Origin of the sequence: Mycoplasmopsis cynos, assembly GCF_900660545.1 — a bacterium.
GTDB lineage: Bacteria > Bacillota_I > Bacilli_A > Mycoplasmatales > Metamycoplasmataceae > Mycoplasmopsis > Mycoplasmopsis cynos.
The window spans coordinates 483973-509304 of sequence record NZ_LR214986.1 but is presented as its reverse complement, the minus strand read 5'-3'; the positions used below and the strand labels follow the sequence as shown (position 1 = coordinate 509304).

The following is a 25332-nucleotide window of genomic DNA, read 5'->3' as shown; positions in this document are numbered from 1 at the left end:
AATTTTGTAAGTAATTTTAAACTATTTAGTAAAATGAAATTATTTTTGATTTTCCTTTAGATTTTTAAGTTGTCTTTTTGAAATGAATTTTAATAATTCTTGATCTGTTGCAGATTTTATGTTATCTAATGTTCCAAAATGTTTTAATAATTTTATTTCTGTTTTTTCACCGATGCCTTTTATTTGTTGTAATTGTGAATTTAAAAATTTAGTATCTTTTCTCTTTGATAAATATTTTTTAGCTTCTTTATCAACTTTATTTTGCAAAAAACTAAAAAAATTGAATACATTTGCTGAAAAATTTAAAACAATATTTTTATCATTAATTATTTTAGAAGTAAGGTGCGTTTTATCTTTAACCAATCCAATTACTTGATTATTTTTTTCATAATTTTTTAAAGCCTCTTTTATTTCGTTTATTTGCAATAAGCCACCATCAGCAATGAATAAGTCGTTGGGACTTATTTTTGTTTCAAAAAATTTTAAGAATTTTAAAACATTAAAATACATATATTTTAAGTCATTTGCCTTTTGATAATGGGATAGTTCTTTTTCAAGATTTCATTTATGAACAATAGGTTTATTTATGTTTGATTCACTAACTTCTAAAACTGTCCCGATTCCTTTTTTATCATTTCAAAAAGAATTATCAAAAATATAGATTTTTTTAATTTCATTCATTTTTAGCATCCTTGATATTTCATTAAAGATAGAAACATTTTTTTCTATGAGTTCATATTTTTCATCAAGGTTATGTTCTAGATTATTCAAAATAAGTTTGTTAACACCAATTTTGGCGAAGCTTATTAATGATTTATGTGAAAACTCAATTTCATTAATAAAATCATGCATTTCATTAGAAAATATAATCTTTTTAGGCAATAATTTTTGTGAATAATATACTTCTAAAAAATTCTCAAAAAATTCAGTAATGACGCCATTAAATTTATAATATTTCAAGGCAAAACTTGTGGTGATCCCATAGGTGTAATTTCGGATACCTATAAAAACATAATCTTGAAAAGTTTTGAACGCTATATAGTCAATTGAATGAATGTTTCTAATTTCAGCAACTTGTGGTTCTTTTAATTTTTTTAGGAAATTTTGTGCTTTTTTATATTTATGTGCATTCTCGAAGTCTAATAATTTTGAAAATTTTTGTTCTGTCCGGAATAACTCATCATTAAAATCATTGTTTTTAAATTTAAATATTTCTATTATTTGATTTAAAACACTTTTTGCTTCATCGATAGTTTGTTTAGTGATCAATAAACCATCTTGATATAAAAAATAACTTTTAAGTACATCGATAAAATTTCTATGTTCATCATCATAAATTAAAGGACCAAAATAAAATTGATTTTCAAGAACTTTTTTGTTAGAAATCTTAGAATCAAACCCAAATTTTATTAAATTTTTTTTATCTATGTAAATCTTAATGTATTTATTTTTAGAACTATACACAAGTTTTATATTATATTTGGGTTTGTGTTTTTTTATTAATTCTTCTTCTAAAACTAATGCATCTTTTTCATTCAACGTGTAATAGAGGTCGAAATTATAAATTTCTTCAAACATTTTTGGTGTTTTGTATGAGTTTAGAGAGCCATTTAAATATTGCATTAAACGTTTTTTGATGTCTTTGGCTTTGCCGATATAAATTACTTTATTAGTTTTATTTTTTCATAAATATACACCTGGCTTATTTTTGGTGTTTTTGATTAATTCTAGTATTTCTAAATGTCTTTTTGTCATATAATAAAATTATAGTAAATTAATTAAAATTTTTTGTATTTATTCTAATTAATAATGAAAGTTTTCTTATTTTTTTATCATTATTTTTAACTAAAAACCACTACATGTAATATAATTTAGTAATGATAAATGAAAATCTTGCTAATTTTATAAGACCAAAAATTTTAGATGATATATTAGGTCAAAATCATATTAAGGATTTACTAAAGAAAGTGGCCAGTAAGAAGCTTTATAATAGTTTTTTATTTTTTGGTCCAAGTGGAGTCGGTAAAACTTCATGCGCACTTGCTTTAGCAAAAGAAATGCAATTATCATATGGTTATTTTAATGCTTCAATTGGGACAAAAGCTGAGTTGACTGACCTTTTAGCAAATAATAAAATTTTAATCATTGATGAAATTCATCGACTTAATAAAGATAAGCAAGAAATATTATTATCCTATTTAGAGTTTGATAAAATAATTGTTTATGCAACAACTACTGAAAATCCCTTTTTTAAAGTTGTCCCAGCTATAAGAAGTAGAATGCAAATTTTAGAATTTTTTAAACTTGAAATAAGCGAGATTGTTAAAGGATTAAGAAATATTATTCAAAATCATTTTAAAGAATTAAAAATTTCAGATCATAAATTAGAATTACTAGCTAATTATTCTGCTGGTGATTATCGCTCAAGCATTAATAATTTACAAATGTTAGCTTTTTTAAAAAATGACTTGGATGAAGTTACAGAAAAAGATCTTAAAACAATAATTCCAAATATTAATTTTTATAGTGATCAAAATTCTAATGAACATTATAATAATTTATCAGCATTTCATAAATCAATGCGCGGCAGTGATGTTAATGCTGCTTTATATTATGGATTTTTAATTTTGCATACTGGTGATTTTGATGGTTTATTTCGAAGAATGTTAGCGGTCTCATATGAGGATATTGGTTTGGCTAATCCACAGATTTCTCAAAGAACCTTAACTGCAATAAATATTTTTGAACGCTTGGGCCCTGCTGAAGGTGAATTGGCTATCGCTACAAGTATTATTGATTTAGCTTTATCACCTAAAAGTAATTCAACATACTTAGCAAAGCAGAAAGTTAAAGAAGTTATTTCTGCTGGTAAAATTTATAAAATACCTAATCATTTAAAAGATGCTCATTACAAATCCGCAAGTAAATTAGGTTATGGTAAAGATTATAAATATCCACATAATTATGAAAATCATTGAGTTAATCAATTTTATCTTCCGATTGAACTAAAAGATGAGATATTTTATGTTCCATCAAATAACAAGTATGAAAAGGAAGCTCAAAAATATTGAAATAAAGTTAAAAATTTAAAGGAGTAAAAATGGTAAATCTTGAGTTAATAAATACATTAGAAGACTTAAAAAAGGCAAAAGCCAAGGTATATGGTAAAGAAGGAGAAATAGCAAAGCTTCAAAATGAGTTAAAGCTTGCATCAAGTGAGCAAAAAAAGCATCTTGGTCAAAAAATTACTGAGCTTAAAAATAAATATCAAGATTTTTTCATTAAAGCAGAAGAAAGAATTTATGAAATTCAAATAAATAATAGAGTTAATAATGAATATATAGATGTAAGCTTGCCTACTTTAAAACCCAGTTCATTGAATCCAATCAGTATAATAGAACAAAGGTTGAAAGATTGATTTATTCAACATGGGTATTATCAACAAGACGCAAGTGAAATTGTTTCTGATTTATATAATTTTGAAAAATTAAATATTCCAAAGGATCATCCAGCAAGAGCGATGCACGACTCATTATATTTAAATACAACTACATTATTGAGAACTCACAATACTGGAATAAGTGCCTTAGTATTAGAGCAAAATAAAAACAAAGAGTTAGGAACATTCGCAGTTGGAAAAGTTTATCGTAATGATGAAGATGATGCGACTCACTCACATCAATTTACTCAATTAGATTTTGTAACTGTTGGAAAGGTTAGTTTTCCAAATTTAATTTGAACATTAAAATCAATGTTATCTTATGTTTTAGAAGAAGAAATTAATTTGAGATTAAGACCAAGTTATTTTCCTTTTACTGAACCAAGTGTTGAGGTTGACATTTTTTATCAAAACCGTTGAATTGAGGTCTTAGGTGCAGGAATGCTACATCCAAAAGTTTTGGAATTAGCCGGATATACTAATGATATGAACGGTTTTGCAGCCGGATTAGGTATTGAACGTTTAACAATGATTAAATATGGATTTTCAGACATAAGAGATTTATATAAAAATGATTTAAGAATTATGGAGCAATTCAATAATGAAAGATAGTTTTTTAAAAATCTTACAATTAGAAGGCACAAAGCCATATTTTGAAAATATTATTAAAGTATTGAAAAAAGCAGAAGAAGATAATGAAGTTATTTTTCCGCATCAAACTAATTTATTTAAACCATTTGAATATTTTCAAACTTATGAAACAAAACTTATAATTTTAGGACAAGATCCTTATCCTGGTATTAATATTGCTGATGGCCTAGCATTTTCAACCGGACATATTAAAACACCAGCTAGTTTAAAGAATATTTTTATAGAATTAAAAAAAGATTATCCAAATGTTAAAATAGGTACTAATTCATTATTGGGTTGAGCTAAACAAAAAATATTGTTATTAAATTCTGTTTTTACAGTAGTTATGAATCAACCAAATTCTCATCGGAAAATTGGTTGAGAGGAGTTTGTTAAATCAATAATTATTGAAATAATTAAAGCAAATGAAAATGTTTTAATTCTTACATTAGGAAATCAAGCGAATTATGTTTTAAATCAGGTATTAAAAGTTGCAAAATTAGATCCAAAAAACATCTTTAAATTATCTCATCCATCGCCATTAGGATATCGTCATAGTTTTAAAGATTCACATATTTTTAAAACTATTAATAATAGACTTTCAGAATTAAAAATTCCAGAAATTGATTGAAATTTATAAGGAGTAATAATGATTTTATCACTTAAACATTTAAATAAGTACTTACCATCTCTAGAACTAAAACCAAAAAATCTAGAAGTAGCATTAAATGAACTTGGATTTGAAGTAGAATGAGTTAAACCTTTTGCTAATGTAAAAGGGTTGATTTTTGCTAAGGTTTTAGATGTTTTTATGAATCCAAATTCTGATCGTTTAGATGTCGTTAAATTAGAAACAAAATTTGGTCAATTAACTATTCAAACTACTAATCGAATCTTAAAATATGGTGATTTAATTATTTGTTTTCCAGTTGGTGCTTCAAAAGATGGAGTTGAATTTAAAGAAATTATTTTAAAAGGATATCCATCACAAGGAATGATGGCTTCTTGATCTGAAATTGGTTATGATTGGACATTATTATCTGAAAAAGATCAAATATTAGTTTTACCAAATGACTTTGCTAGTATCAATGATGACCCAATGGAATTATTAAATATTAATGATACTATTATAGAAATAAGTACTACTGCAAATCGCAATGATGCTAATTCATATTATTTTTTAGCAAAAGAATTAGCTGCATATTTCAAAACTGAATTTAAACCATTATTTAGTTTTAATAAGCAAAGTGATTTTATTTCAGAATTTAAAGTCCAAAAAAATCTAGCTAAAGAGATTTCGTTTTTAGAAGTTAAGACAAAGGACATAAAGCAAAATAGTATTTATGAAAAAACCTTATTAGCAAAACATGGCATATCATCATTGTTTAATTGAGCTGTAAATCTAAGTAATTTGACTTTAATAGAGATAGGTTCCCCTGCTCATGTGTATGATGCAAATAAAATCTCTCCCAATATTAGTACTACATTATATTCAGGTAAACTAGAAATTTTAGGAGCCAAAGAAGTTGAAGTGAATGATGTTTTAGCTATTAAAGATGATTATAAAGTTATTTCACTAGCGTGTGTTATGGGGTTAGAAGCAACTAAATCCACAAGCGAATCTAATAGATTTTTATTTGAAATTGGTGTTTTTGATCCAAAGATGGTTCGTCATGGAGCAAAAGAAATTAAACTCAATACGAATTCAGCTTCACAAGGCTCAAGAGTTATTTCTCAAGAAGTTGCTTGATTAGGAATGGAATATATTAAAGCTTATTGCAAAGGCCTAGAAATTTCTAAAATTATTAATGAGATCAAATTAGATGCTAAAAGAGCAATTAATTTTAATAGTGAAAAATTGAGAACATATGCGGGTGTTGATGATTTAAGAATTTTTGATCATGCTATTAAGCAATTAGAAAATTTAGGTTTTGAATTTATCAATTCAGTTGTTTATGTTCCTAATTATAGATATGATGTTTTATGTTTTGAAGATATTATTGAAGAAATTTTTAGATTTTATTCATATCAAAATTTTAAACCACAAGAAGTTAGAATTGCACCATTAAAGACTTTAAATATTAATAATGATAAGTATTATTGAATGCATAATGGTTATAGTGAAGCTCGTACATTTTCTTTAGTTTCAATTGAAAAAAATAAATTTAATCCTTGAAATATTTTAGAAAGCTTCAACCTAATGACATATGTTTCGAAAGAGCGTGAATCAATACGTAAATCAATTATTATTTCACTACAAGAAGCAGTTTCTTATAATCTAAAAAGAAAAATTGATCAGTTAAGCTTTTTCGAACACGGAATGATTGCAAATCAAACTTTTGTTTATGGTTTAGCAAGCACAAATAAAACATTTAAAGAACTCCAACAAGATATCATTAACTTCTTAAACCTAGATTTAGAATTTATTAAATTTGAAGATAATGAATATATTCATCCAAATGTATCTGCTAGAATTTTTTATCAAAATAAATATATTGGTTGAATAGGAAAAATTCACCCTAAATATGACGATACAAATGCATTTTATGCTGAATTCATTATTCCTGAACAAAAATCAAAATTAAATAAGTATCAAAATGTCAATTTTGAACCTTTAAAAAACATTGATTTAACATTTGAAATTCCAAATAACGGAAGTATAAACGAGATAATTTTAAATATAAACAAAATTCATAAACCTTTCTCAATTAAGGTTGTTGATGATTATCAAAAAGAGCATTCTCATAATGTTACTTTAAGAATTTCTGATTATGAAACTAATATCGAAAAAATTAATAAACACTTTAACTAAAGGGGTAGTATGTATTCAAAAATAAGTATTAAAGATAAAATAATAGAAAATGCTATTAATAATGAATTAATTAGACAGCAAGAACATGTTGAATTAATCGCGTCAGAAAATTATGTCTCAGAAGATGTTTTAAAAGCACAAGGCAGTATTTTAACAAATAAATATGGCGAAGGATACCCAGGTGCTAGATATTACGGCGGGTGTGAAAATGTTGATGCAGTAGAACAAATTGCAATAGATCGTTTAAAAGAGATTTATGGTGTTAAATTTGCTAATGTACAACCTTATTCAGGATCAACAGCAAATGCAGCAGCTATTGCATCATTGGTGCCTAGTGGTGGAAAAATTATGGGACTTTCATTGAGTTCTGGGGGTCATTTAACTCATGGATATAAAATTAGTTTTAGTGGAATTTTTTATGAATCTGTTTCATATGATTTAGGATATGATGGTATTTTAGATTATGATGCTATTGAAAGCCTAGCATTAAAAGAAAAACCAGATTTAATAATTTGTGGTTATTCAGCATACTCACGTACTATAGATTTTGCCAGATTTAAGCAAATAGCTGATAAAGTCGGCGCAAAGTTAATGGCTGATATTGCGCATATAGCTGGATTGATTGCTGCAAAAGTTCATCCTTCACCAGTTGGTTATGCCGACATTATCACTTCTACTACTCATAAGACATTGCGCGGCGGTCGTGGCGGAATCATAATGACAAATGACCCTGATTTAGCTAAAAAAATCGATCGTTGGGTATTTCCTGGTTATCAAGGCGGTCCATTATTTCATGCGATAGCCGGTAAGGCAGTTGCATTTTACGAGGCTTTACAACCACAATTTGTTGATTATGCTAAAATGATTATAAAAAACGCAAAGACAATGTCTGAAAAGTTTAAATCATTAGGAGCTAAAATTATAAGTAATGGGACCGATAATCATTTATTTTTAATTGATGTTTATAATACATATAAAATAACCGGAAAACAAGCAGAAGACATTTTACATAAAGTCAATATTACTTTAAATAAAAATACTATTCCATTTGATACATTAAACCCAAGACAAGGCAGTGGTATTAGAATTGGAACTGCGGCTATGACAAGTAGAGGATTTAGTAATTGGGAAGAATTAGCAATTATTATTCATGACATTTTATCTAATTATGATTCATTGAGTAATGATACACCAGAAACTCTAAAAATTTTAGATTCATATAAACAAAAGATTTTAAAATATCTTAAAAATGCTCCAATTAAAAAAACATATATTTAATTGCTTTAAAATAAATAAGCTATTAAAAACTACTAAAAACAACAATCTATAATTGATTGTTGTTTTTTTGATATTTTTGATAAATGTATATTTAAAATATTAATTAATGATTATTTAACAACCATACTTGCAACTTCAGCAGCAAAGTCAGATTGAGCTTTTTCAATACCTTCACCAACTTCATATCTTATAACTTCAACAAGTTCATCATTGTGATTAGCAAGATATTTTTGTACTGAAAGTGAATCTTCCATAACAAATGGTTGTTTTTCTAAAACAAATTCTGATAATTGCTTATCAAATCAACCGCTTTGAATTTTTTCTTGAATTTGAACTGGCTTATTTTCGAATCCATTAGGTTTTTCAAATTGTGATTTAATTGATTCAATGCGTGAAGCAGGAATGTCTGAAACAAGTGTAAATTCTGGGTTCATAGCAGAAACATGCATAGCAACATTTTTAGCAGCTTCAACATTACTTCCTTTTACTTTAACAATTGCAGCCACACGTTGATTAGCATGAACATAAATACCTAATTTTTCTTGTTCTAAAGCTTTGATTAAATTAAATCTACGTAATGAAATTTTTTCTCCAATAACAGCAGTAGCATTTAATAATGCATTTTCGATAGTTGAACCATCATTTAGTTTAATTTTTAATGCTTCTTCTAGTGTGCTTACATTATTTTTAAAAATTTCATTTGCTACTTCATTTAATAATGAAACAAATTTTTCATTTTTAGCAACAAAGTCAGTTTCTGAGTTAATTTCTACAATAACTGCTCTGTTTTCATTTCCAACTGCGATAACAGCACCTTCAGCTGCAATTCTTCCAGCTTTTTTAGCAGCTTTAACAATACCGTTTTTCTTTAATCAATCAATAGCAGCTTCAACATCATAACTAGTAGCTTCTAAAGCTTTTTTACAATCGATTAAAGACGAGTTAGTTCTTGCTCTTAATTCTTTAATTAATTCCATTTTGTTATCACTCATATGGGCTCCTATTGCTTACTTTCTACTGGTTTTTCAGCTTTTTTTACTAATTTTTCTGTTTGATTAACAATTGTTTGTTCATTATTTTCAGATGTATTTATTGTTGATTTTGAAAAGAACTCAGGTAAAACAATTTTGCTATCTTCTTGGTATGCATAAATTTGTTCTCCACCTTTTACTTTAACAATTGCATCAGCAATTATTGTCATAAATACATGAATAAATTTAGCTGAATCATCATTACCGGGAACACCTAAATCAACTGCATCTGGATTAGAATTAGAATCTAAAATTGAAATAACTTTAAGACCTTTTCTTTTTGCTTCTTTAACAGCAATTTCATCTTCATTAGGGTCTGCTACAATCATAACTTGCGGAATACGTTTCATTTGACGAATACCGTTTAAGTTTTTGTGCAATTTTTCAAGTTCTTTTTCAAAAATTAGTGATTCTTTTTTGGTGTAACCTTTAAAATTATTTTCTGCCTTAGCCTCAAGAGCTTCCATCGCACTAACACGACGCATAATTGTTTCATTATTAGTTAATGTACCACCTAATCATCTTTCAGTTACATAAAGTGAATGTGTTCTTTCAGCTGCTGCTTTCACCGCTTCACGAGCTTGTTTTTTAGTTCCTACAAATATAAATTGAGTACCTTTTGAAGCAAGGTTATTTACTAATTTATATGCATACTCAAGATGACTTTGAGTTTTGTACACATCAATAATGTGAGCACCTTTAACTTTTTTATTAGGAACTAAATATTTCTTCATTTTAGGATTTCATGCATGTGACTTGTGTCCAAAATATGAACCTGATTCAAGTAGTTTGTCTTTTGAGATAATAGCTGTTTTTTCATACTTTACAGCTTGTTCTACTTTTTTCTCTATTTTTTTGTTTTCTGTTGTCATTTATTTCCTTTAGTTTGTTTTTTCTAAACAATACTTCCAACGCCTAGCACCAATATTATTGAGGCACACCCAAGCGAATCCGTATTGTTGTTTTTTATATTTTTAAATAGTGTTTCAGAGATTTAAACACATATTTTATTGTATCATATATTTATATTTTTTTAACTATTTTTTATAGACATTTTTTATAATTTTATTTTGCAAAATTAAATACATTTTTATTAAAAAACTTGCATTAATTTGCAAGTATTTTAATTTTTAAAATATTACACTCTTTGCTTTTTTAAGATATATATATCCAGAAAATATACTTAAAATTGTCGCTACTATCATCGGAATGTTAAAAATAACAACATAACCGAACTTTTCAAAATATGAAGGAAGCGAAATATAAATAAGCAAAATAAAGATTATAGCAAGAGTAAGAACAAGTGTTTTAAGTTTTCCAAAAATATTTGCAGCAATAGAAATATTATTTTTATACATTACCACTCTAACTCCATCGACAATTATATCTCTAAAAACTAGAATTGCAACTAATCAAAATGGAACAATATTAGTAGCAGCTAGAAATATTAAAACAGATGTTGTAACAATTTTATCAGCTAATGGATCTCAAAGTTTTCCAAAATTACTAATAGATTTAAAGATTCTAGCAAATAATCCATCTAATAAGTCTAATATCATAGCTAAAACAAAAAAAGCTAATATTAGAGACATAAAAGCTATATCAATATTTCCATATGGCTTAAATAAACCTATATTATATAATAATCAATATAAAAACATTATTATTAATATTGGAGCAACGATAAAAATTCGGATTATTGTAAGTAAGTTAGGCAGATTTTTTTTATTTATTTTTTTCATTTTCATCTCCTTTTATATTTTTAGGAAATTTATCAAAATATTGTTTTTGTATTTCGTTTTTTAAATCATTTTGTTCTTTTAAATCGTTTAATTCAGTGGTTATTGCTTTTTTAGCTTCTAAATAAGCTGGTTCAATTTGATTAATAAAAAAATTAATAACTGAATTAGATAATTTTTTATCTCATAAATTTGAGTTTAAATCTTTTAGAATAACTAAATTATTAACAAATTCAGAATATTTTTGATTAGAGCTGATATAATTTTTAAACTCATATGAAGACATAATTTCATTAATTGTTTCTTTTGCGGCGTTATTAAGGTCGCGCATTTTTAATTTTCCGATACTTACAATAAATTTATCTTGCTCTTCTCGATTAAGTTTTATTAGATAATCAATTTTGATTGCTAGTTCATATCAATATATAATAGAGTTCTTTTCGAGTTGAGCAGCAGCTAATTTATTTTTTTTGTTTTTGATTCTTTCTTTGATTCACGAATAAACAAAATAAATACCTAATAATGCTACCAATACACCTAAAATAACTCAAATAATTATTGATGAGTCAGAACCAAAAATTGATGCTGCAGAACTTTGCGGCTGTTGGGCTGTATTACTTGGCGACATAATTACTCCTTTTGTCATAATATTTATAAATTTTAATATTTCTATTTTTAAATATAAGATCTCGATGGTTATATTTATTTAAAAATTCATCAACATTTAAATAAATATAACCATCTAAATCATCTGTTTTTATTAATTGTTTTTCATTTACAATTGTTAAATAGACGATATTTGCGTACTTCAACAATTTTGGTATATAAATTTCCGACCAGAAATGAAAATCATTTTTTTACCATTGTAATCTTGGAGATAGTTTTTTATTTCAATTAATGAATGAAAACACTCATCAATAAATTTAGTGTTTAAGTTTGTATCTTTATTGCAAAGAACAACATAATCATGTTGATTTTTTGTTCAAAATCTTAGAAGGAAGAATTTTGAAAGTGTTTGTTCCAAAAATTAAGATTGAGTTTTTGGTTTTTTAGCAAAAAATTTTAGATATTCAGGTGCATTTCAAGGAATTTTATTATTATAACCGATGATTCTTTTTTTAGTTATGGCTAAAATTGCGTTAATCATAGCTACTTACTTTTTATTGTTAATTTTCATTTAAATTCCTTAATAACTTGACATTTTTCTTTGATTTGTGATTCAATTTCTAAGTTTGAAGGAATTTTAGCTTGCTCTGGATCTTTATTAAAATTTAATATTATGTTAAATAATAATTCATTTAGCAACGACTTATCAATTTTATTCTTTGAAGGTGGTTTATGATACATAACCATTCCGCCTTCGGATAAATGTTCATTAATTTCTATATCAGTATCAGCTACTAAATTATTCATTTCTTTTTTTAATTCTTTTAGATCTTTTGATACTCTAATGTATTCTTCAGCTAAAAGTTTTAATTTTTCAACATCTGCTACTTTTTTCATATTTTCCTCTATTTAAATAGTATTTAAAACATTATTTAGATGATATATTTCAATATTTTTTAATATCACGACATTTTGCATCGATTCTAATTTTGAGACTTGAGAATTTGATAAACTATTAATAAAATGATTCCCAATTAATCCAGATTTTCAAGCAATATAAAGAACGAAAATGTTTAGTCCAAAAAAAATTAAAGTTGATAATGCATCGCTTAGAGTTGTTAAAATAGGAGCAGACATCACAGCTGGATCTTTTTTAAACTTTATTGCAACTAATGGAATTATTGTCCCCAAAAATTTTGCAAAAATTACTACAAACCATAATGAAACTGAACTAGCTAGGATGATGAAAGATAATGAATATCAATCTTTGTTATTGGGGTCTTTAAAAGCGTCATTACTAAAAACAGGTATTGCATAATAAATGTACAATCTAACTACATTAATTATAAACATAATTGCGCCAATTATAGTAGCAACTAAAATTTCTTTTAAGATAACTTTTTTATAATCATTTTTGCTAAATTCACCAAGAGCTGCAGAACGAGTCACTGTTGTAGTGGATTGTGAACCAGCATTACCTGCTGAACCGCTTATAATAGGTATTAATGAAACAATAACTGCAGTTGAAATTGTGATACCAAATTGCTCAATACTATTTTCACTTATATTAGTGAACTTTTGAATTATATATTGAGATATTGTTGCGGACAACATTAAGATAATTAATCATAAAACTCTTGATTTTACTATGCTTTTAATCGATGTTTTTAAATAACTTTCTTCAGTATCAGAGGCGCTAATCCCGGCCATTTTATAAATATCTTCAGTTGCTTCTTCATGAATAATGTCGATAATATCATCTGATGTGATAATTCCGATTAAACGATTGTCTAATGATACAACCGGTAGTGAAGAGCGGTCATTGTCAGAAAAAACTTTTGCAGCCATTTCTTTATCATCATTAGGGTGAACAGTTGCAACCGGGTTCGCAATTTCTGAGAGGTTTTTTACTTCATCATTAAAAATAAGTTCTTCTAATGTGACGTCACCAATTAATTTATTTTCAGTATCAACAATATAAAAATTATGAACCATTGTTAAGTTATTATTATAGTCTGTTCTAATTTTTGATAAAGCTTTTTGTGTGTTTCAATTTGATTTTAAAATCGAAATATCAACTTGCATAAAGCTTCCAACTTCATCATCATTATAGTGTAAAATTTGATTAATTATTTCACGTTTTTCTTTTGTAGTTTGAGATAAAATCTTTCTCATTAAATTAACCGGAAGTTCTTCTAGAATATCTACTAACTCAGCTGTTTCTAATTCTTGAAGCACTTTCTGACCTAATTCATCACTGAACAGACCAACTAATCTTTTTTTAGTATCATCTTCAAGATAACTAAAAACTTCAGCGGCTTCAACAGTACGAAGAATTCTTAAAATATATAAGCGGTCTTCATCGCTTAACCTTTGACTTTCAAATGCCTGGGCAAAATCATGATATGTAACATCTTCTTCTAGTTCTCTTAATGCTTTTACACTGCGATTTTTAATTAACTCAATAATTTTGTCAACAAGGAGTTCGTGGTTAATCTCATGTACATTATGTTCCATTTTTACTCCTTAAGGTATTTTATTAATTGCTCTTGGAATTCTTCAATTTTTACTTGTTGAACAAGATTCCCTTTAAGAATTCTTACTCCCCCGTTTTCCTCAGAAACAACAATTGTTGTTGCATCGCATTGTTCTGAAATTCCCATTGCAGCACGATGTCTTGAACCATAAGAAGCAGGAGCAGATCTACGAGTTATTTTATAAAATGTGGCAGCATAATAAATTTTATTATTCCTAATAACAACAGCTCCATCATGTAATGGAGAATATTTGTTGAAAATAGAAATTAATAACCCACTTGAAATATTAGCATCTAAAATCACACCGTCAGTTCTTAAATTATCAATGTTATCATTATTTTCAATAGTAATCAAGGCACCAATTTTATTTTTAGATAAATATTCAACTGATTCCCTAAGTTGGTTAATAAGTCTAATTTGACTACTTTTGCCTAATTTATCATAACTACTACGTCTTAATTTAGAACTTATAAAAAGAAAAATAAACGGTTTAAGCAAAATAAATAAAATAACAAGAGAAATAAAGAATAAAAGAGATACTAAAATTATTAAAATAGTCATTATTTACCCTAACTTGTTGTCCCTATAAATCAAGCGCCGATTAATAATGCAATAATTATGATAAAAACAAAAATAGATGTTGTTATATTAAAAAATAGTTCTCTTTTATAAAAAGGTATTTCTTTTTGACTATTACTTTTTTCTTTTAATTGTTCTTCTAATTTTGCTTTTTGAATGGCATATTCTATTTCTTGTTTTCTAAATTTTACAAAGTCTATTTCAAATTCTTTTTTCTTCATAAACACCTCCTAAACTTCATCTTCTTCATCTACATCATCATATTCAGTTTCAATATTTCCTGCTAATGCAAGCTCATTGATTTCTCTCATTTTTTCATCAATGAATTTACTTAATTTGTCAGAGATATTATTTTTAGCAATTGGATATTCTGATTCATTTGAAGTTTTTGTAGGACCAAATTTTATTTTGTATTTAGCGATATCTCTGTCCGGTTTTTCATCAGTAAAAATAATAGTTGGAACAATAACAGGATTTCTTCTTTTTTCTTTATAAAATAATGAAGACAAACGATCCATTAAAATTTTTTCTAATTCTTCCTTTGTTCATTCAGGATTATTTTTTATTTGATACAAAACAGCCCCGTGCGAAACTCTTCTACTTTCATCAATTAGGTCTTTTGATGTTTTGACAAAGAAACTTCCCCTTGTGATAATTTGTGGTCTACCAATAATTTGATTATTTTGCCGATCAATAAGAAAAACAATGCTTACAAAACCAGAATCCTTTAATTGGGCACGTTCTTTTAAAATTTGTTGCGAAAATTGTAAAACAGAATTTCCATCAATATAAATTGGACCAAAATCTATTTTTTCATTAGTTTCTTTAATCTCATTATCAAGCATTTCGAATACAATACCTTTTTTTATGATTAAGATATTTTTTGGATTAACACCATTTTCAATTGCAGTATTTCCATGAGCTACACACATACGATATTCACCATGATAAGGTAAAAAGTATTTAGGTCGTGTCAATTGAAAAATCTTATCATGTTCGCTTTTGTAAGCATGCCCTGAAGTGTGCAAAAATCCATCAACTCCATTTTCTTTAATAATTGCACCTAATTTATAAAGTCTATTTATTAATAATTCAATAACCATTCTATTTCCGGGAATAGGACTAGAAGAAAAAATTATTAAATCACCTTTAGATATTTTAATAGTCGCATGCTTGCCAAAACTCATTCTTGATAAAGCGGCTAATTGTTCTCCTTGAGAACCAGTTGTTAAAATAACTAATTTTGAATCATCGATATCTTTTGCAGCTTTCTTATCAATAATGACATTATCTGGTACATTAATATAACCAAGTTTCTTTCCAATTTTAACACCTTGTATCATCGAACGTCCAAAAGTAATTACTTTCTTTTTTAGTTTTGCAGCAAGTTCAATAATAACCTTAATTCTTGTTAAGTTTGAAGCAAAAGCGGTAACTATTATTTTCTTTTTAGCTGAACGCATATGTCGTTCAATGTCAGTTAAAATATCACTTTCAGAAGGCGAATGGTCTGGTCTCATTGCATTAGTTGAATCAGATAATAAAGCTGTTAAACCTTGTTTTCCAATTTCATCTAATCTAGCAAAGTCAGTAAAATTACCAATTGGAGTATAATCAAATCTAAAATCCCCTGTACACATTAAACTTCCGTTTGGTGTTGTTATTCTAATACCAAATGCATCAGGAATGGAATGTTGAACTGTTCAAAAATCAACTTTACAATTATTTTCAAATTTATAAACATCATTTTTTTGAATTTCAATAAATTCAATTTTTCTTTTAATGTTATGCTCTTCAAATTTTAATTGTAAATATTGAATCGCGATTCTAGGAGCAAAAATTTTATTTAATTTAGTTTTCTTAACTAAATAAACCACTCCGCCAATATGATCCTCATGCCCATGCGTAATAAAAAGCCCCTCAATTATTTTTTCATCTTGATTTAAATAATCAAAATTCGGGATAATTCCTTTAATTCCGGTGTTAAATGTATCTGCAAATTTAATTCCTGAATCAATTATGAAAATGTGATTTTTATGTTCAATTAAAAGGGTTGATTTACCGATTTCTTCAAAACCACCAAGAGCAATTATTCTTGTTGGTATTTTTTGAATATTTTGCATGTTTTCTCCTAAATTATTCTAATGATTTAAATTGAAAAATAAGTCTATTAATTATTAAAATATTAATATTACTAATTATAACACGATGAACCAAAATTTTTAAAAAATATTGCATAAAATTCAATAATAATAGTAAAATATATGTATGAAAGAAAATAATCAAAAAAGATTTTTAACAAATTTGAAAAACCTTTTTTATAAATGGTTATTTTTATTGCGACAAAATAGTGTAAAGAATACTTGTAAAACTAATAATACAGAAATATTATTTTATCTATATAACTTATTACAAAATCCAAGAAAAAAATATGATATTCTTCGTGAATTAAAAAAAAACATTTAGCATTTGCGATCTAAAGAATCTTATTTATGGTGGCAAATTTATTTACAATTCTAAAAATGATTACTATAAAAGTTTAGATAATAAATCCGGCAATGACTTATTGATGGCCTTACTAGATCTTCAAAAACAAAAAACAAAACTAATTCATAATGCTTATTCAAGACTAAGTGATTTTTATAATAAATCAAAAGCTTTTAAAGATTTCTATTATGAGAAAAATGGATACATTTTAGATGTGTATTCTGAAAATCCTGATGGAAAAGATCCGTATAATTATGAAGTTTTTAAGGGAAATTTTGCTAAAAAAGAAGGCGAAGGCTTAAATAAAGAACACATTATTCCTCAAAATTGATTTCACGGCAAAATGCCTGTTTTTAAAGATGCAAACATCGTTTGACCTGTTGATATAAAAGTAAATGATATTAGATCAAATTATCCTCACGGAAAAGTGAAAACTGTTTTAAAAACCACTTTAAATCATTCTAAACTTGGTTATGATAAGTTTAATAATATAGTTTTTGAACCAGTTGATGACTTTAAAGGTGATATAGCAAGAGTTTATTTTTATTATGTAATATCTTATTTAGATTTAACTGATTTTAAAATCGGTGTTTTTCAGAAAGACTTTCCATATCTTAAAAAAGAATTTTTAGATACCTATTTAACATGAAACATTAATGATCCTGTCTCTAGTTTTGACATAACTAGAAATAATGAAGTTTATAAATACCAATGTGTAAGAAATCCATTTATAGATTATCCAGATTTAATCTATAAAATTTTAGAAATAGATAATACACCTTTCGAAAACAAAGGAACATTAATTAAAAAAGAATAAAATAATTGAAAAATAAAGGAGGCATATGGACAATAACGATAATATTTCTTTATCATCTATGATGAATGAAAAAGAAATTAAAAATAAAAAAATTTCATTTATATCTGCAATATTCATAGTTATTGGTTCATGTATAGGAAGTGGTATCTTTTTAAAAGCTGGTTCAATTTTAAGTAATTCATGGTATTCTCTACCATTAGCTATCGTTACGTGGATTTTATCTTCATTTGCTGTGGTTTGTATGGCTTTATCATTAGTTGAAGTCGCAAAGAAAAACACTGGTAATTTATCAATGATAGGATGAGTAAAAGATTTATCATCTAGATTTATGTATAAGACTTGTAAGAACTTTATGTTTTACATTTATATTCCTTTAGCATTCTTCTTTATGCCGATATATGCTTTACAAACAATCCAAGATGCTCTTGCTTCATTTGGTTTTGCTAATAATTTTAATACATCTGTTGATTGGTTGATATGAGGTATTATTGGTTTAGCAATCTCGTTGTGATTTATATTTGTAAGCGGAATAAGCGTTAAAGCAGGGAATATTCAAAATTGAATTATTACTGTTGTGAAGTTCTTGCCATTATTAATTATTACAATTTTAGGATTTTATGTCGCTAAAGTAACACAACCTGAAGTATTAATTTCGCCTGATCAAACTAAATATTCATATACTTCATTTACTTCATTATCACCCGGAATAGGATTTTTCATTTCATTTGCTGCTATATTCTTTTCATTTGATGGTTTTTATTATTCATTAGGAATTAGAACTGAAATGAAACAACCTAAACGTTCACCTTTTGTGCTTGTTCTTGGGCTTTCAATTGTAACTATTATCTATTTAATTATTGCAATTTCTATGACAGTAGCATATCCGAAAAGTGGACAATTTAGTGCATTTATTACCTTTCTTCAAGAAAATAAATTAGGATGATTAGCGGGAGTTACAAACTTATTTATCGCAATAGGAATAATCGGTATTGTTAATAATTTAGCAATGTGATCTTCAAGATTAGCAGAAGAATTGATTCAAAATAGAGAGCTCCCTTTTGCTCACAAATATATTTATAAGTTAAACGAAAATAAACCAATAATCGGAACTATTTATACTGCCGTAATTACAATTTTCTTATGTGTTATATTTACTTTAATTGGTGGCTTAACATACTTACCTAATTCTTATTTAGATGAATCTGGAAAGAGTTTGTATGATGGTATAGGATATTTTGGAATGGCTAGATTGTTAGGGTTTGCTGATTTAATGGGCAATTGAACTTCAATATTTGCATTTTCATACATTATTGTTGCTATAATAGGCAGATTGATTAAACGTAAAAATGATATAAATAATAGTGAGAAGTTTAAATACTTTGTTCCTTGTGCAATTATTTCAATTTTTCTAGTTTCATCTTCATTAATTTTACAAACCATAGCGCCATTTGTAGATTTATTTTTATTAGTGTTAAAAGAAAACCAACAATATGACATAATTGTTAGCCGTGTTATGATTATAGTAGTATTTGTGATATTTTTAATCTTTATGATTGTTCCGACAATATTTGATTATGACTCAAAATATGCTAAAAAAATTTATAAAAATATTGCAATAAAATAACTGATTTATTTAACTAGCTAGTTTTAGCTAGTTTTTATTTAATAAAAATTTTATTTATTATAGTTAATGACTATACAAAAATATTATTATATAGTTAAATAAAAAAATGTAATTCATAAATTACAAATTACATTCTAATGTTTCCGGTAGTTCTTGGGTAAGGAATTGAATCTCTAATGTTCTCAGTTCCAGTTACATACATAACTAAACGTTCAAATCCAAGACCAAACCCAGAAGACATCATATGACCAAATCTTCTTAAATCTAAGTATCATTGCAAATCGTTCTGATCAATGTTTAATTCATTTACTCTAGTTACAAGCTTATGATAGTCGCATTCACGTTGGCTTCCACCAACTAATTCACCAATACCAGGTACTAATAGATCAAAAGCAGCGACTGATTTTTTATCATCATTTTGTTTCATATAAAATGCCTTAAAATCCTTTGGAAAATTAATGACAGCAATTGGTCCATTATATATTTTTTCTGTTAGATATTTTTCATGTTCGCTGGCTAAATCAAGGCCATATTTAATATCTTTATTTTCAAAAATATCTTTAACTTTTTCTAATTCACTAATCGCTTCAGTGTAATCTACAACTTTTAATGGAGTTTCAACAAAATGATTTAATCTTTTTAATAAATTACTATTTGTAATTTTGTCTAAAAATTCAATTTCTTTTTTATGCTTATGAATTGTATTTCTGATAACTACTTTTAACATATCATCAGCGAGAGAAATAATATCTTTTAAATCATAAAAAGCAACTTCTGGTTCAATCATTCAAAATTCAGCTAAATGTCTTTTTGTATTTGATCTTTCAGCTCTAAATGTAGGTCCAAAAGTGTATATTTTTTGAAATCCAAGAGAATAACTTTCTCCGTGAAGTTGACCGGTAACACCTAGGGTTGCTTTTTTATTTCTTCCAAAAAATGGCTCAGTTGATGAATTATCGCTAACATTAAAAGTCTCACCAGCGCCCTCTCCATCATTACTTGTTATTATTGGACTATTTAGATAATGAAATTCTTTATTAATAAAGTATTTATGAACTTCTTGTGCTAAGGTCGATCTAATAATCATTATTGCTTTTAATATGCTAGTTCGATGTCTTAAGTGTGGAATGTCTCTAAGTGTTTCAAGTTTCATCTCTTGACTTTGAATAGGATAATCATCATCAACATTTTTGTGTGAAACAATATTTTCAACAATCATTTCAATAGGTTGTTGTGCATTTGGTGTAGCGTTCAAAACGCCATTAACAACGATAGCAGCTCCAGGTTTTAATTGATCTAGTAAATTAAAATTAAACTTAGATCCTTTAAAAACAAGTTGTAAGTTATCAATAGTTGAACCGTCATTTAGTTCAATAAAACGAATTTTGTTGTTTCCTCTATTTGATGAAATTCAACCTTTAACCTCAACATTTGTTCACTTATCATAAAACATTGGTTTTAGTAAAATTGATTTAATTGATGACATTTTAACTCCTTGATATTTTTATTGTTAATTAAAGATTAAGATATATAATACATCATTAATAAATGATTTTTAAAATTTTATAAGTATTATACAATTTATTTTTTAAATCGTTCATAAATTAATGCCTAAGCGAAAGAGAAAATATAAAAATATGATAAAATAAAGTAACTATGGAACATACAATGTATAAATCATTATTACAAATAAAAGAAAAATATCATGAACTTGAAAAAAGTCTTTTAAATCCTGAGATTATATCAGACATTAAAAAATATACCAAAATAAATAAGGAGTTAAATTCAATTAAGGATATTGTTGAAACATTTGATAAATATTTAAATGCTGAATTAAACTTCAAATCAGCAAAAGATATCCTTGGAATTGAAAAAGATCCTGATTTGCTAGATTTAGCAAAGCAAGAAATTCAAGATAATGAATCATTATTAAATATTCTATCTTCTGAACTTAAGATTTTAATTTTACCAAAAGATGAAAATGATAACAAAGACGTAATTGTCGAAATAAGAGGCGCAGCCGGAGGAGATGAAGCCAATATTTTTGCAGGTGATCTTTACCGTATGTATTCAAAGTGAGCTACTCAAAATAATATGAAAATCACATTATTAGATTCTTCATCTGCTGAGGCAGGCGGGTTTACTTTAGTTACTTTTTCAGTTAAAGGTGAAAAACCATATTCTAAATTAAAATTTGAATCAGGTGTTCATAGAGTACAACGTGTTCCTGTTACTGAAACAAAAGGTAGAGTTCATACCTCAACTGCAACTGTGACTGTAATGCCTGAAATCGATGATGATATTGATATTGAAATAAAACCAGATGACATTAGAGTTGATGTTTTTCGTTCAAGCGGAAATGGCGGTCAATCAGTAAATACGACTGATTCTGCTGTTAGAATTACACATTTAAGCACTGGCATAGTAGTAAGCTGTCAAGAAGGTAAAAGTCAGATTCAAAATAAAGAAATTGCTCTTAGAATTTTAAAATCAAAATTGTATGACTTGGAATTACAAAAAAAATTAGAAGAAGAATCAGGTTATCGTAAACTAGCCGGCTCAGGTGCTAGATCTGAAAAAATTCGTACCTATAATTATCCTCAAGATAGAGTAACTGATCATAGAATAGGATTTTCTACTGCTTTATCACCTATTATGGAAGGCAAATTAAATCCAATTATTGATGCATTATTAACAGAAGAACAAAATGAAAAAATTAAAGAAGCTGGTATTTAATGCCCGAAATTAAAGATTTGTTATTAGAAAAAAGACGATATGGTTTAAAAGAAACTATAACTCTAAACGAAATTAAATTATTAAAAAATCATGTTCCAGTTCAAAAAATTATTGGTTATATTGAAATGCAAGATGTCATTATTGATGTTTCAAAAAACGTTTTAATTCCTCGTTATGAAACAGAAGAATTGATTATAAAAATTTTATCCGATCATACAAAAAGTAAAAACCTTAAAGTACTTGATTTATGCACAGGATCAGGTTTTATTGGCCTAGCTTTAAAAAAACATCGTCCAAATTGAGATGTTTTTTTAGTTGATATTTCTCCCGAAGCAATTGAAGAATGCAATATAAATGCTAAAAAAAATAATCTAGATGTAACAATTATTCAAAGTGATTTATTTCAAGAATTAAATAATATTAAGTTTGACTTAATTGTGTCTAATCCTCCTTATTTAGATCAAAATGAGCCAATTGCAAAATCTGTTTTACTTTATGAACCTTATATAGCATTATTTGCTGAAAACAATGGACGATATTTTTATCAAAGAATTTTAGCTGATGCCCAGGAATATTTAAAAGAAAACGGGATCATTTATTTTGAAATTAATCCATTACATTTAGAATGATGAAATCAACAAAAAACAATGTATAACATTGAAATTTTTAAAGATATTAATCAGAGAGATCGAATCTTGAAAATGAGTTATAAAAAACACTAACGATTAATTTCGCTAGTGTTTATTTTAAAATTATACTATCACCATCTTTGAAAAGGTAAACAAATAAAAACACTGTTATTGCAATAATTATTAAGATTGATATTATAGCAAATACATAAATTAGACTATTTTTATGATATGTATTTTTTTCTTCATTTGATGTTTCATTAGTAGAAATGATATTATTAACTAATTTAGTATATTGTTGTTCAGGATTTTTTTCTTTTCTATTATTTTTTTTCATTGTTAATAATTAATTCAGGCATAACGCCCAACGCAATCGCTTCTGGTCCGGTATGAACAGCAATAACAGAAGGAGTTAAAAATTCAGAAGTAGGCTTGAAATATTGATTTTGGTAAATCATATTATTAATTTCTTCATGTATTCCATGGATAAATGTTATAACAAATTTTTGTTTAGAATCTTTATCGATGTGCTCAGCTTTTGATTGACAAAATTCCACAATGCTTTCTATTGCTTTAGAAACTGCTTTAGAAACTGAACGTTTTAAATGTTTTGGCTTCACAGAACCATCTTCTTCATAAGATAAAATTGGTAGCATTGAAATTTTTGTTAATACAAATTTTTTTAAACCAGATAACCTTCCACCTTTTATCATATAATCGATTTTTTCAGGCACTATTAAATTCATTACAGATTCATTGATTCAATTTAATTCTTCATATAACTGATCAATAGTATAATTATGATTTTCATAAAGATTTTTTAAATATTCAGCGGTTCTAGTGATTTGATCACCAATAAGGTGATTTTCCATTATATAAACGTTCCCTAATTCAGTTGCCATTGTTCTAATTGCACCTGCGGTACCCGAAAGATTTGACGAAATACCTAAATATATTACATCTGAATATTCTTTTGATGCTTCATTAACAACTCTTTGAATTGTTTCTAACTTCGGCAATGAGCTCAAAACCCTTTCTGATTTGTCAATCATTTTTAAAATTTCTAATCTATCATCAGTACCATCTAAATATGTTTTGCCATCAATTTCAACCTGTAATGGTAAAAATTTATATCCCAATTCATTTGCTTTTTGTTCATTTAAGCATGAAAACGGATCTATTATTATTCCTAACTTTCTCATAAATGTTATTATAACAAAAACATATGCATCTATGATTAAAATATCCAAAATATTTTTTATACATTTTTTCTTCTTTTAAAACATTTTTTATTGATTTTGAATGTTAATCTTTAATATAAATTTTGTAAAATAAAAATTTTAATTATATCCACTTAGTAGACAAAATTGAAAATATAAAATAAAAATTTTAAGACAAATGATATTACTACATAATGATAAAAGTATAACTTATTGCTTTTTGATTACACAATTTATTCAAAAATAATACTTTTTAAATTTTTATATTCCTTGCATTTTAAAGATAATAAAAATAAATCTAATCCATTGATAAATAAAATAACAAAAACACAGTTTTCTATCTAAATTTTAATGTTTTTTAGGACTTTATTTATAAAACATTGAAATATTAAAAAATTTTATTTACTTGTAATTTAAAAATAAAAATCTATACTTTTATAGTAATAAATAAAAAATCTAATAAATATAAACTATTAAAGCTTAAATAAAACTCAAAACTGATAATAGTTTAATTTTATTTCTTGGTTATAATTACTACTTTTAGCAAATTATTAAACAAAGTATCATAGAAATATTAAATAGATAATAAAACCGTTTTATTTGTTTAATATTTGTTAAATTAATGAGAATAGTTAAATTTTTAAAACCATACCTTAAAATTTGGGTGTGTTTTTTTATAAAATATTTGTTTTTTTATTGCGGTGTAAAACATTAAAAATATAAACTAATTTAGCATATTTTATAAAATATATTTTATAAAAAGGTGTCTTTTAAAGTTTTAAAAAAATGTATTTTATTGTATCATTTAAATATGATTAATAATAAGTTTAAAGTAATATTTTTAAGTATTATAACTTTTGGTTTAATATGAATAAAATGAAGAAAAAAAATTGAACATAAAAAAAATACCATTTATCAAGTCGATGATTTACCATTTAAAATTAGTACACTAAATAGTTATTTAGGAGTTGAAAATTATCGTGTAATTGATTCTAAGCCTTCAAGGTTAAATATAGAAATCAAAGATATTGCTAAGGTTGATTTAGAAAAAATAAAAAAATTAAAAGGTGTAAGTGGATTATTTGTCAAAAGTTCTACCATTTCCATCATTTTAGGTGTATATACAAATTCTGTATATCAAGCATTAAATAATAATAAAAGGGGATAA

The 25332-nt window shown here is 26.2% G+C and carries 25 protein-coding genes; 10 read left to right on the top strand and 15 right to left on the bottom strand.

What is annotated here, in order from left to right:
- Positions 1 to 39 precede the first annotated feature (39 nt).
- Positions 40 to 1755, bottom strand: a complete 1716-nt coding sequence (locus EXC48_RS02560; protein ID WP_129720649.1) for a GIY-YIG nuclease family protein — start codon at positions 1753 to 1755, stop codon at positions 40 to 42.
- Between the two features lie 122 nt (positions 1756 to 1877).
- Here EXC48_RS02560 and EXC48_RS02555 point away from each other — a divergent pair, with 122 nt between their 5' ends.
- The 5 genes from EXC48_RS02555 to glyA are packed head-to-tail and all read left to right on the top strand — an operon-like array spanning position 1878 to position 8159.
- Positions 1878 to 3098 carry a replication-associated recombination protein A gene (locus EXC48_RS02555; RefSeq protein ID WP_129720648.1) on the top strand — a complete coding sequence of 407 codons (1221 nt, stop codon included), beginning with the start codon at positions 1878 to 1880 and terminating at the stop codon, positions 3096 to 3098.
- A gap of 2 nt (positions 3099 to 3100) precedes the next feature.
- A complete protein-coding gene (gene pheS, locus EXC48_RS02550; protein WP_015287327.1) occupies positions 3101 to 4051 on the top strand; it encodes a phenylalanine--tRNA ligase subunit alpha in 951 nt (316 codons plus the stop codon).
- Positions 4041 to 4709, top strand: a complete 669-nt coding sequence (locus tag EXC48_RS02545; protein WP_015287326.1) for a uracil-DNA glycosylase — start codon at positions 4041 to 4043, stop codon at positions 4707 to 4709. Before pheS ends, EXC48_RS02545 begins: the two co-directional genes overlap by 11 nt.
- 9 nt (positions 4710 to 4718) lie before the next feature.
- The gene (locus tag EXC48_RS02540; RefSeq protein ID WP_129720647.1) at positions 4719 to 6881 is read left to right on the top strand and encodes a phenylalanine--tRNA ligase subunit beta; all 2163 of its coding nucleotides are present in this window, start codon (positions 4719 to 4721) and stop codon (positions 6879 to 6881) included.
- A 9-nt stretch (positions 6882 to 6890) separates the two neighbouring features.
- Positions 6891 to 8159 (top strand): serine hydroxymethyltransferase, encoded by a 1269-nt coding sequence (gene glyA, locus EXC48_RS02535; protein WP_015287324.1) that lies wholly within the window; start codon positions 6891 to 6893, stop codon positions 8157 to 8159.
- Positions 8160 to 8269: 110 nt separating this feature from the next.
- On the opposite strand, the gene tsf is transcribed toward glyA, so the two are convergent.
- From tsf to EXC48_RS02485, 11 genes are all read right to left on the bottom strand, one after another.
- A complete protein-coding gene (gene tsf / locus EXC48_RS02530; protein ID WP_015287321.1) occupies positions 8270 to 9151 on the bottom strand; it encodes a translation elongation factor Ts in 882 nt (293 codons plus the stop codon).
- An 8-nt stretch (positions 9152 to 9159) separates the two neighbouring features.
- Positions 9160 to 10062 carry a 30S ribosomal protein S2 gene (gene rpsB / locus EXC48_RS02525; protein ID WP_129720646.1) on the bottom strand — a complete coding sequence of 301 codons (903 nt, stop codon included), beginning with the start codon at positions 10060 to 10062 and terminating at the stop codon, positions 9160 to 9162.
- A gap of 258 nt (positions 10063 to 10320) precedes the next feature.
- Positions 10321 to 10932: a CDP-diacylglycerol--glycerol-3-phosphate 3-phosphatidyltransferase gene (gene pgsA, locus EXC48_RS02520; protein WP_223216310.1), complete on the bottom strand. Its 612-nt coding sequence runs from the start codon at positions 10930 to 10932 to the stop codon at positions 10321 to 10323.
- Complete coding sequence (locus EXC48_RS02515; protein WP_165035632.1) at positions 10916 to 11557, bottom strand: MHJ_0274 family protein; 642 nt, start codon at positions 11555 to 11557, stop codon at positions 10916 to 10918. The genes pgsA and EXC48_RS02515 overlap by 17 nt, the downstream gene beginning before the upstream one ends.
- Positions 11544 to 11744, bottom strand: coding sequence for a hypothetical protein (locus EXC48_RS02510; RefSeq protein WP_015287316.1), 201 nt, complete (start codon positions 11742 to 11744; stop codon positions 11544 to 11546). Before EXC48_RS02510 ends, EXC48_RS02515 begins: the two co-directional genes overlap by 14 nt.
- 212 nt (positions 11745 to 11956) lie before the next feature.
- Complete coding sequence (locus EXC48_RS04660) at positions 11957 to 12076, bottom strand: dihydrofolate reductase (protein ID WP_141507189.1); 120 nt, start codon at positions 12074 to 12076, stop codon at positions 11957 to 11959.
- 2 nt (positions 12077 to 12078) lie between these two features.
- Positions 12079 to 12432 carry a hypothetical protein gene (locus EXC48_RS02505; protein WP_129720644.1) on the bottom strand — a complete coding sequence of 118 codons (354 nt, stop codon included), beginning with the start codon at positions 12430 to 12432 and terminating at the stop codon, positions 12079 to 12081.
- A gap of 12 nt (positions 12433 to 12444) precedes the next feature.
- Positions 12445 to 14052, bottom strand: a complete 1608-nt coding sequence (gene mgtE, locus EXC48_RS02500) for a magnesium transporter (RefSeq protein ID WP_129720643.1) — start codon at positions 14050 to 14052, stop codon at positions 12445 to 12447.
- Positions 14053 to 14054: 2 nt separating this feature from the next.
- A complete protein-coding gene (locus EXC48_RS02495) occupies positions 14055 to 14633 on the bottom strand; it encodes a diadenylate cyclase (protein WP_015287312.1) in 579 nt (192 codons plus the stop codon).
- Between the two features lie 8 nt (positions 14634 to 14641).
- Positions 14642 to 14872 (bottom strand): hypothetical protein, encoded by a 231-nt coding sequence (locus EXC48_RS02490; protein WP_129720642.1) that lies wholly within the window; start codon positions 14870 to 14872, stop codon positions 14642 to 14644.
- A 9-nt stretch (positions 14873 to 14881) separates the two neighbouring features.
- Positions 14882 to 16774 carry a ribonuclease J gene (locus tag EXC48_RS02485; RefSeq protein WP_015287310.1) on the bottom strand — a complete coding sequence of 631 codons (1893 nt, stop codon included), beginning with the start codon at positions 16772 to 16774 and terminating at the stop codon, positions 14882 to 14884.
- Between the two features lie 446 nt (positions 16775 to 17220).
- Here EXC48_RS02485 and EXC48_RS02480 point away from each other — a divergent pair, with 446 nt between their 5' ends.
- A complete protein-coding gene (locus EXC48_RS02480) occupies positions 17221 to 17955 on the top strand; it encodes an endonuclease (protein WP_129720641.1) in 735 nt (244 codons plus the stop codon).
- Between the two features lie 25 nt (positions 17956 to 17980).
- Entirely contained in the window at positions 17981 to 19579 is a 1599-nt protein-coding gene (locus EXC48_RS02475; protein WP_129720640.1) for an APC family permease, read from the top strand.
- 127 nt (positions 19580 to 19706) lie between these two features.
- Here the strand turns inward: EXC48_RS02475 and asnS are convergent, their stop codons facing one another.
- Positions 19707 to 21065 carry an asparagine--tRNA ligase gene (gene asnS, locus EXC48_RS02470; RefSeq protein WP_129720639.1) on the bottom strand — a complete coding sequence of 453 codons (1359 nt, stop codon included), beginning with the start codon at positions 21063 to 21065 and terminating at the stop codon, positions 19707 to 19709.
- Positions 21066 to 21235: 170 nt separating this feature from the next.
- Between asnS and prfA the strand changes: the two genes are divergently transcribed.
- Both prfA and prmC read left to right on the top strand, forming a co-directional pair.
- Positions 21236 to 22315 carry a peptide chain release factor 1 gene (gene prfA / locus EXC48_RS02465; RefSeq protein WP_129720638.1) on the top strand — a complete coding sequence of 360 codons (1080 nt, stop codon included), beginning with the start codon at positions 21236 to 21238 and terminating at the stop codon, positions 22313 to 22315.
- Positions 22315 to 23037: a peptide chain release factor N(5)-glutamine methyltransferase gene (gene prmC, locus EXC48_RS02460; RefSeq protein WP_129720637.1), complete on the top strand. Its 723-nt coding sequence runs from the start codon at positions 22315 to 22317 to the stop codon at positions 23035 to 23037. The genes prfA and prmC overlap by 1 nt, the downstream gene beginning before the upstream one ends.
- Positions 23038 to 23056: 19 nt before the next feature.
- Here the strand turns inward: prmC and EXC48_RS02455 are convergent, their stop codons facing one another.
- Together EXC48_RS02455 and EXC48_RS02450 are read right to left on the bottom strand one after the other, a co-directional pair.
- The gene (locus tag EXC48_RS02455; RefSeq protein ID WP_129720636.1) at positions 23057 to 23281 is read right to left on the bottom strand and encodes a hypothetical protein; all 225 of its coding nucleotides are present in this window, start codon (positions 23279 to 23281) and stop codon (positions 23057 to 23059) included.
- Positions 23268 to 24146, bottom strand: coding sequence for a DegV family protein (locus EXC48_RS02450; protein ID WP_041593874.1), 879 nt, complete (start codon positions 24144 to 24146; stop codon positions 23268 to 23270). The genes EXC48_RS02455 and EXC48_RS02450 overlap by 14 nt, the downstream gene beginning before the upstream one ends.
- Before the next feature lie 829 nt (positions 24147 to 24975).
- On the opposite strand from EXC48_RS02450, the gene EXC48_RS02445 reads away from it, so the two are divergent.
- Positions 24976 to 25332 carry a PTS sugar transporter subunit IIB gene (locus EXC48_RS02445; RefSeq protein WP_041593873.1) on the top strand — a complete coding sequence of 119 codons (357 nt, stop codon included), beginning with the start codon at positions 24976 to 24978 and terminating at the stop codon, positions 25330 to 25332.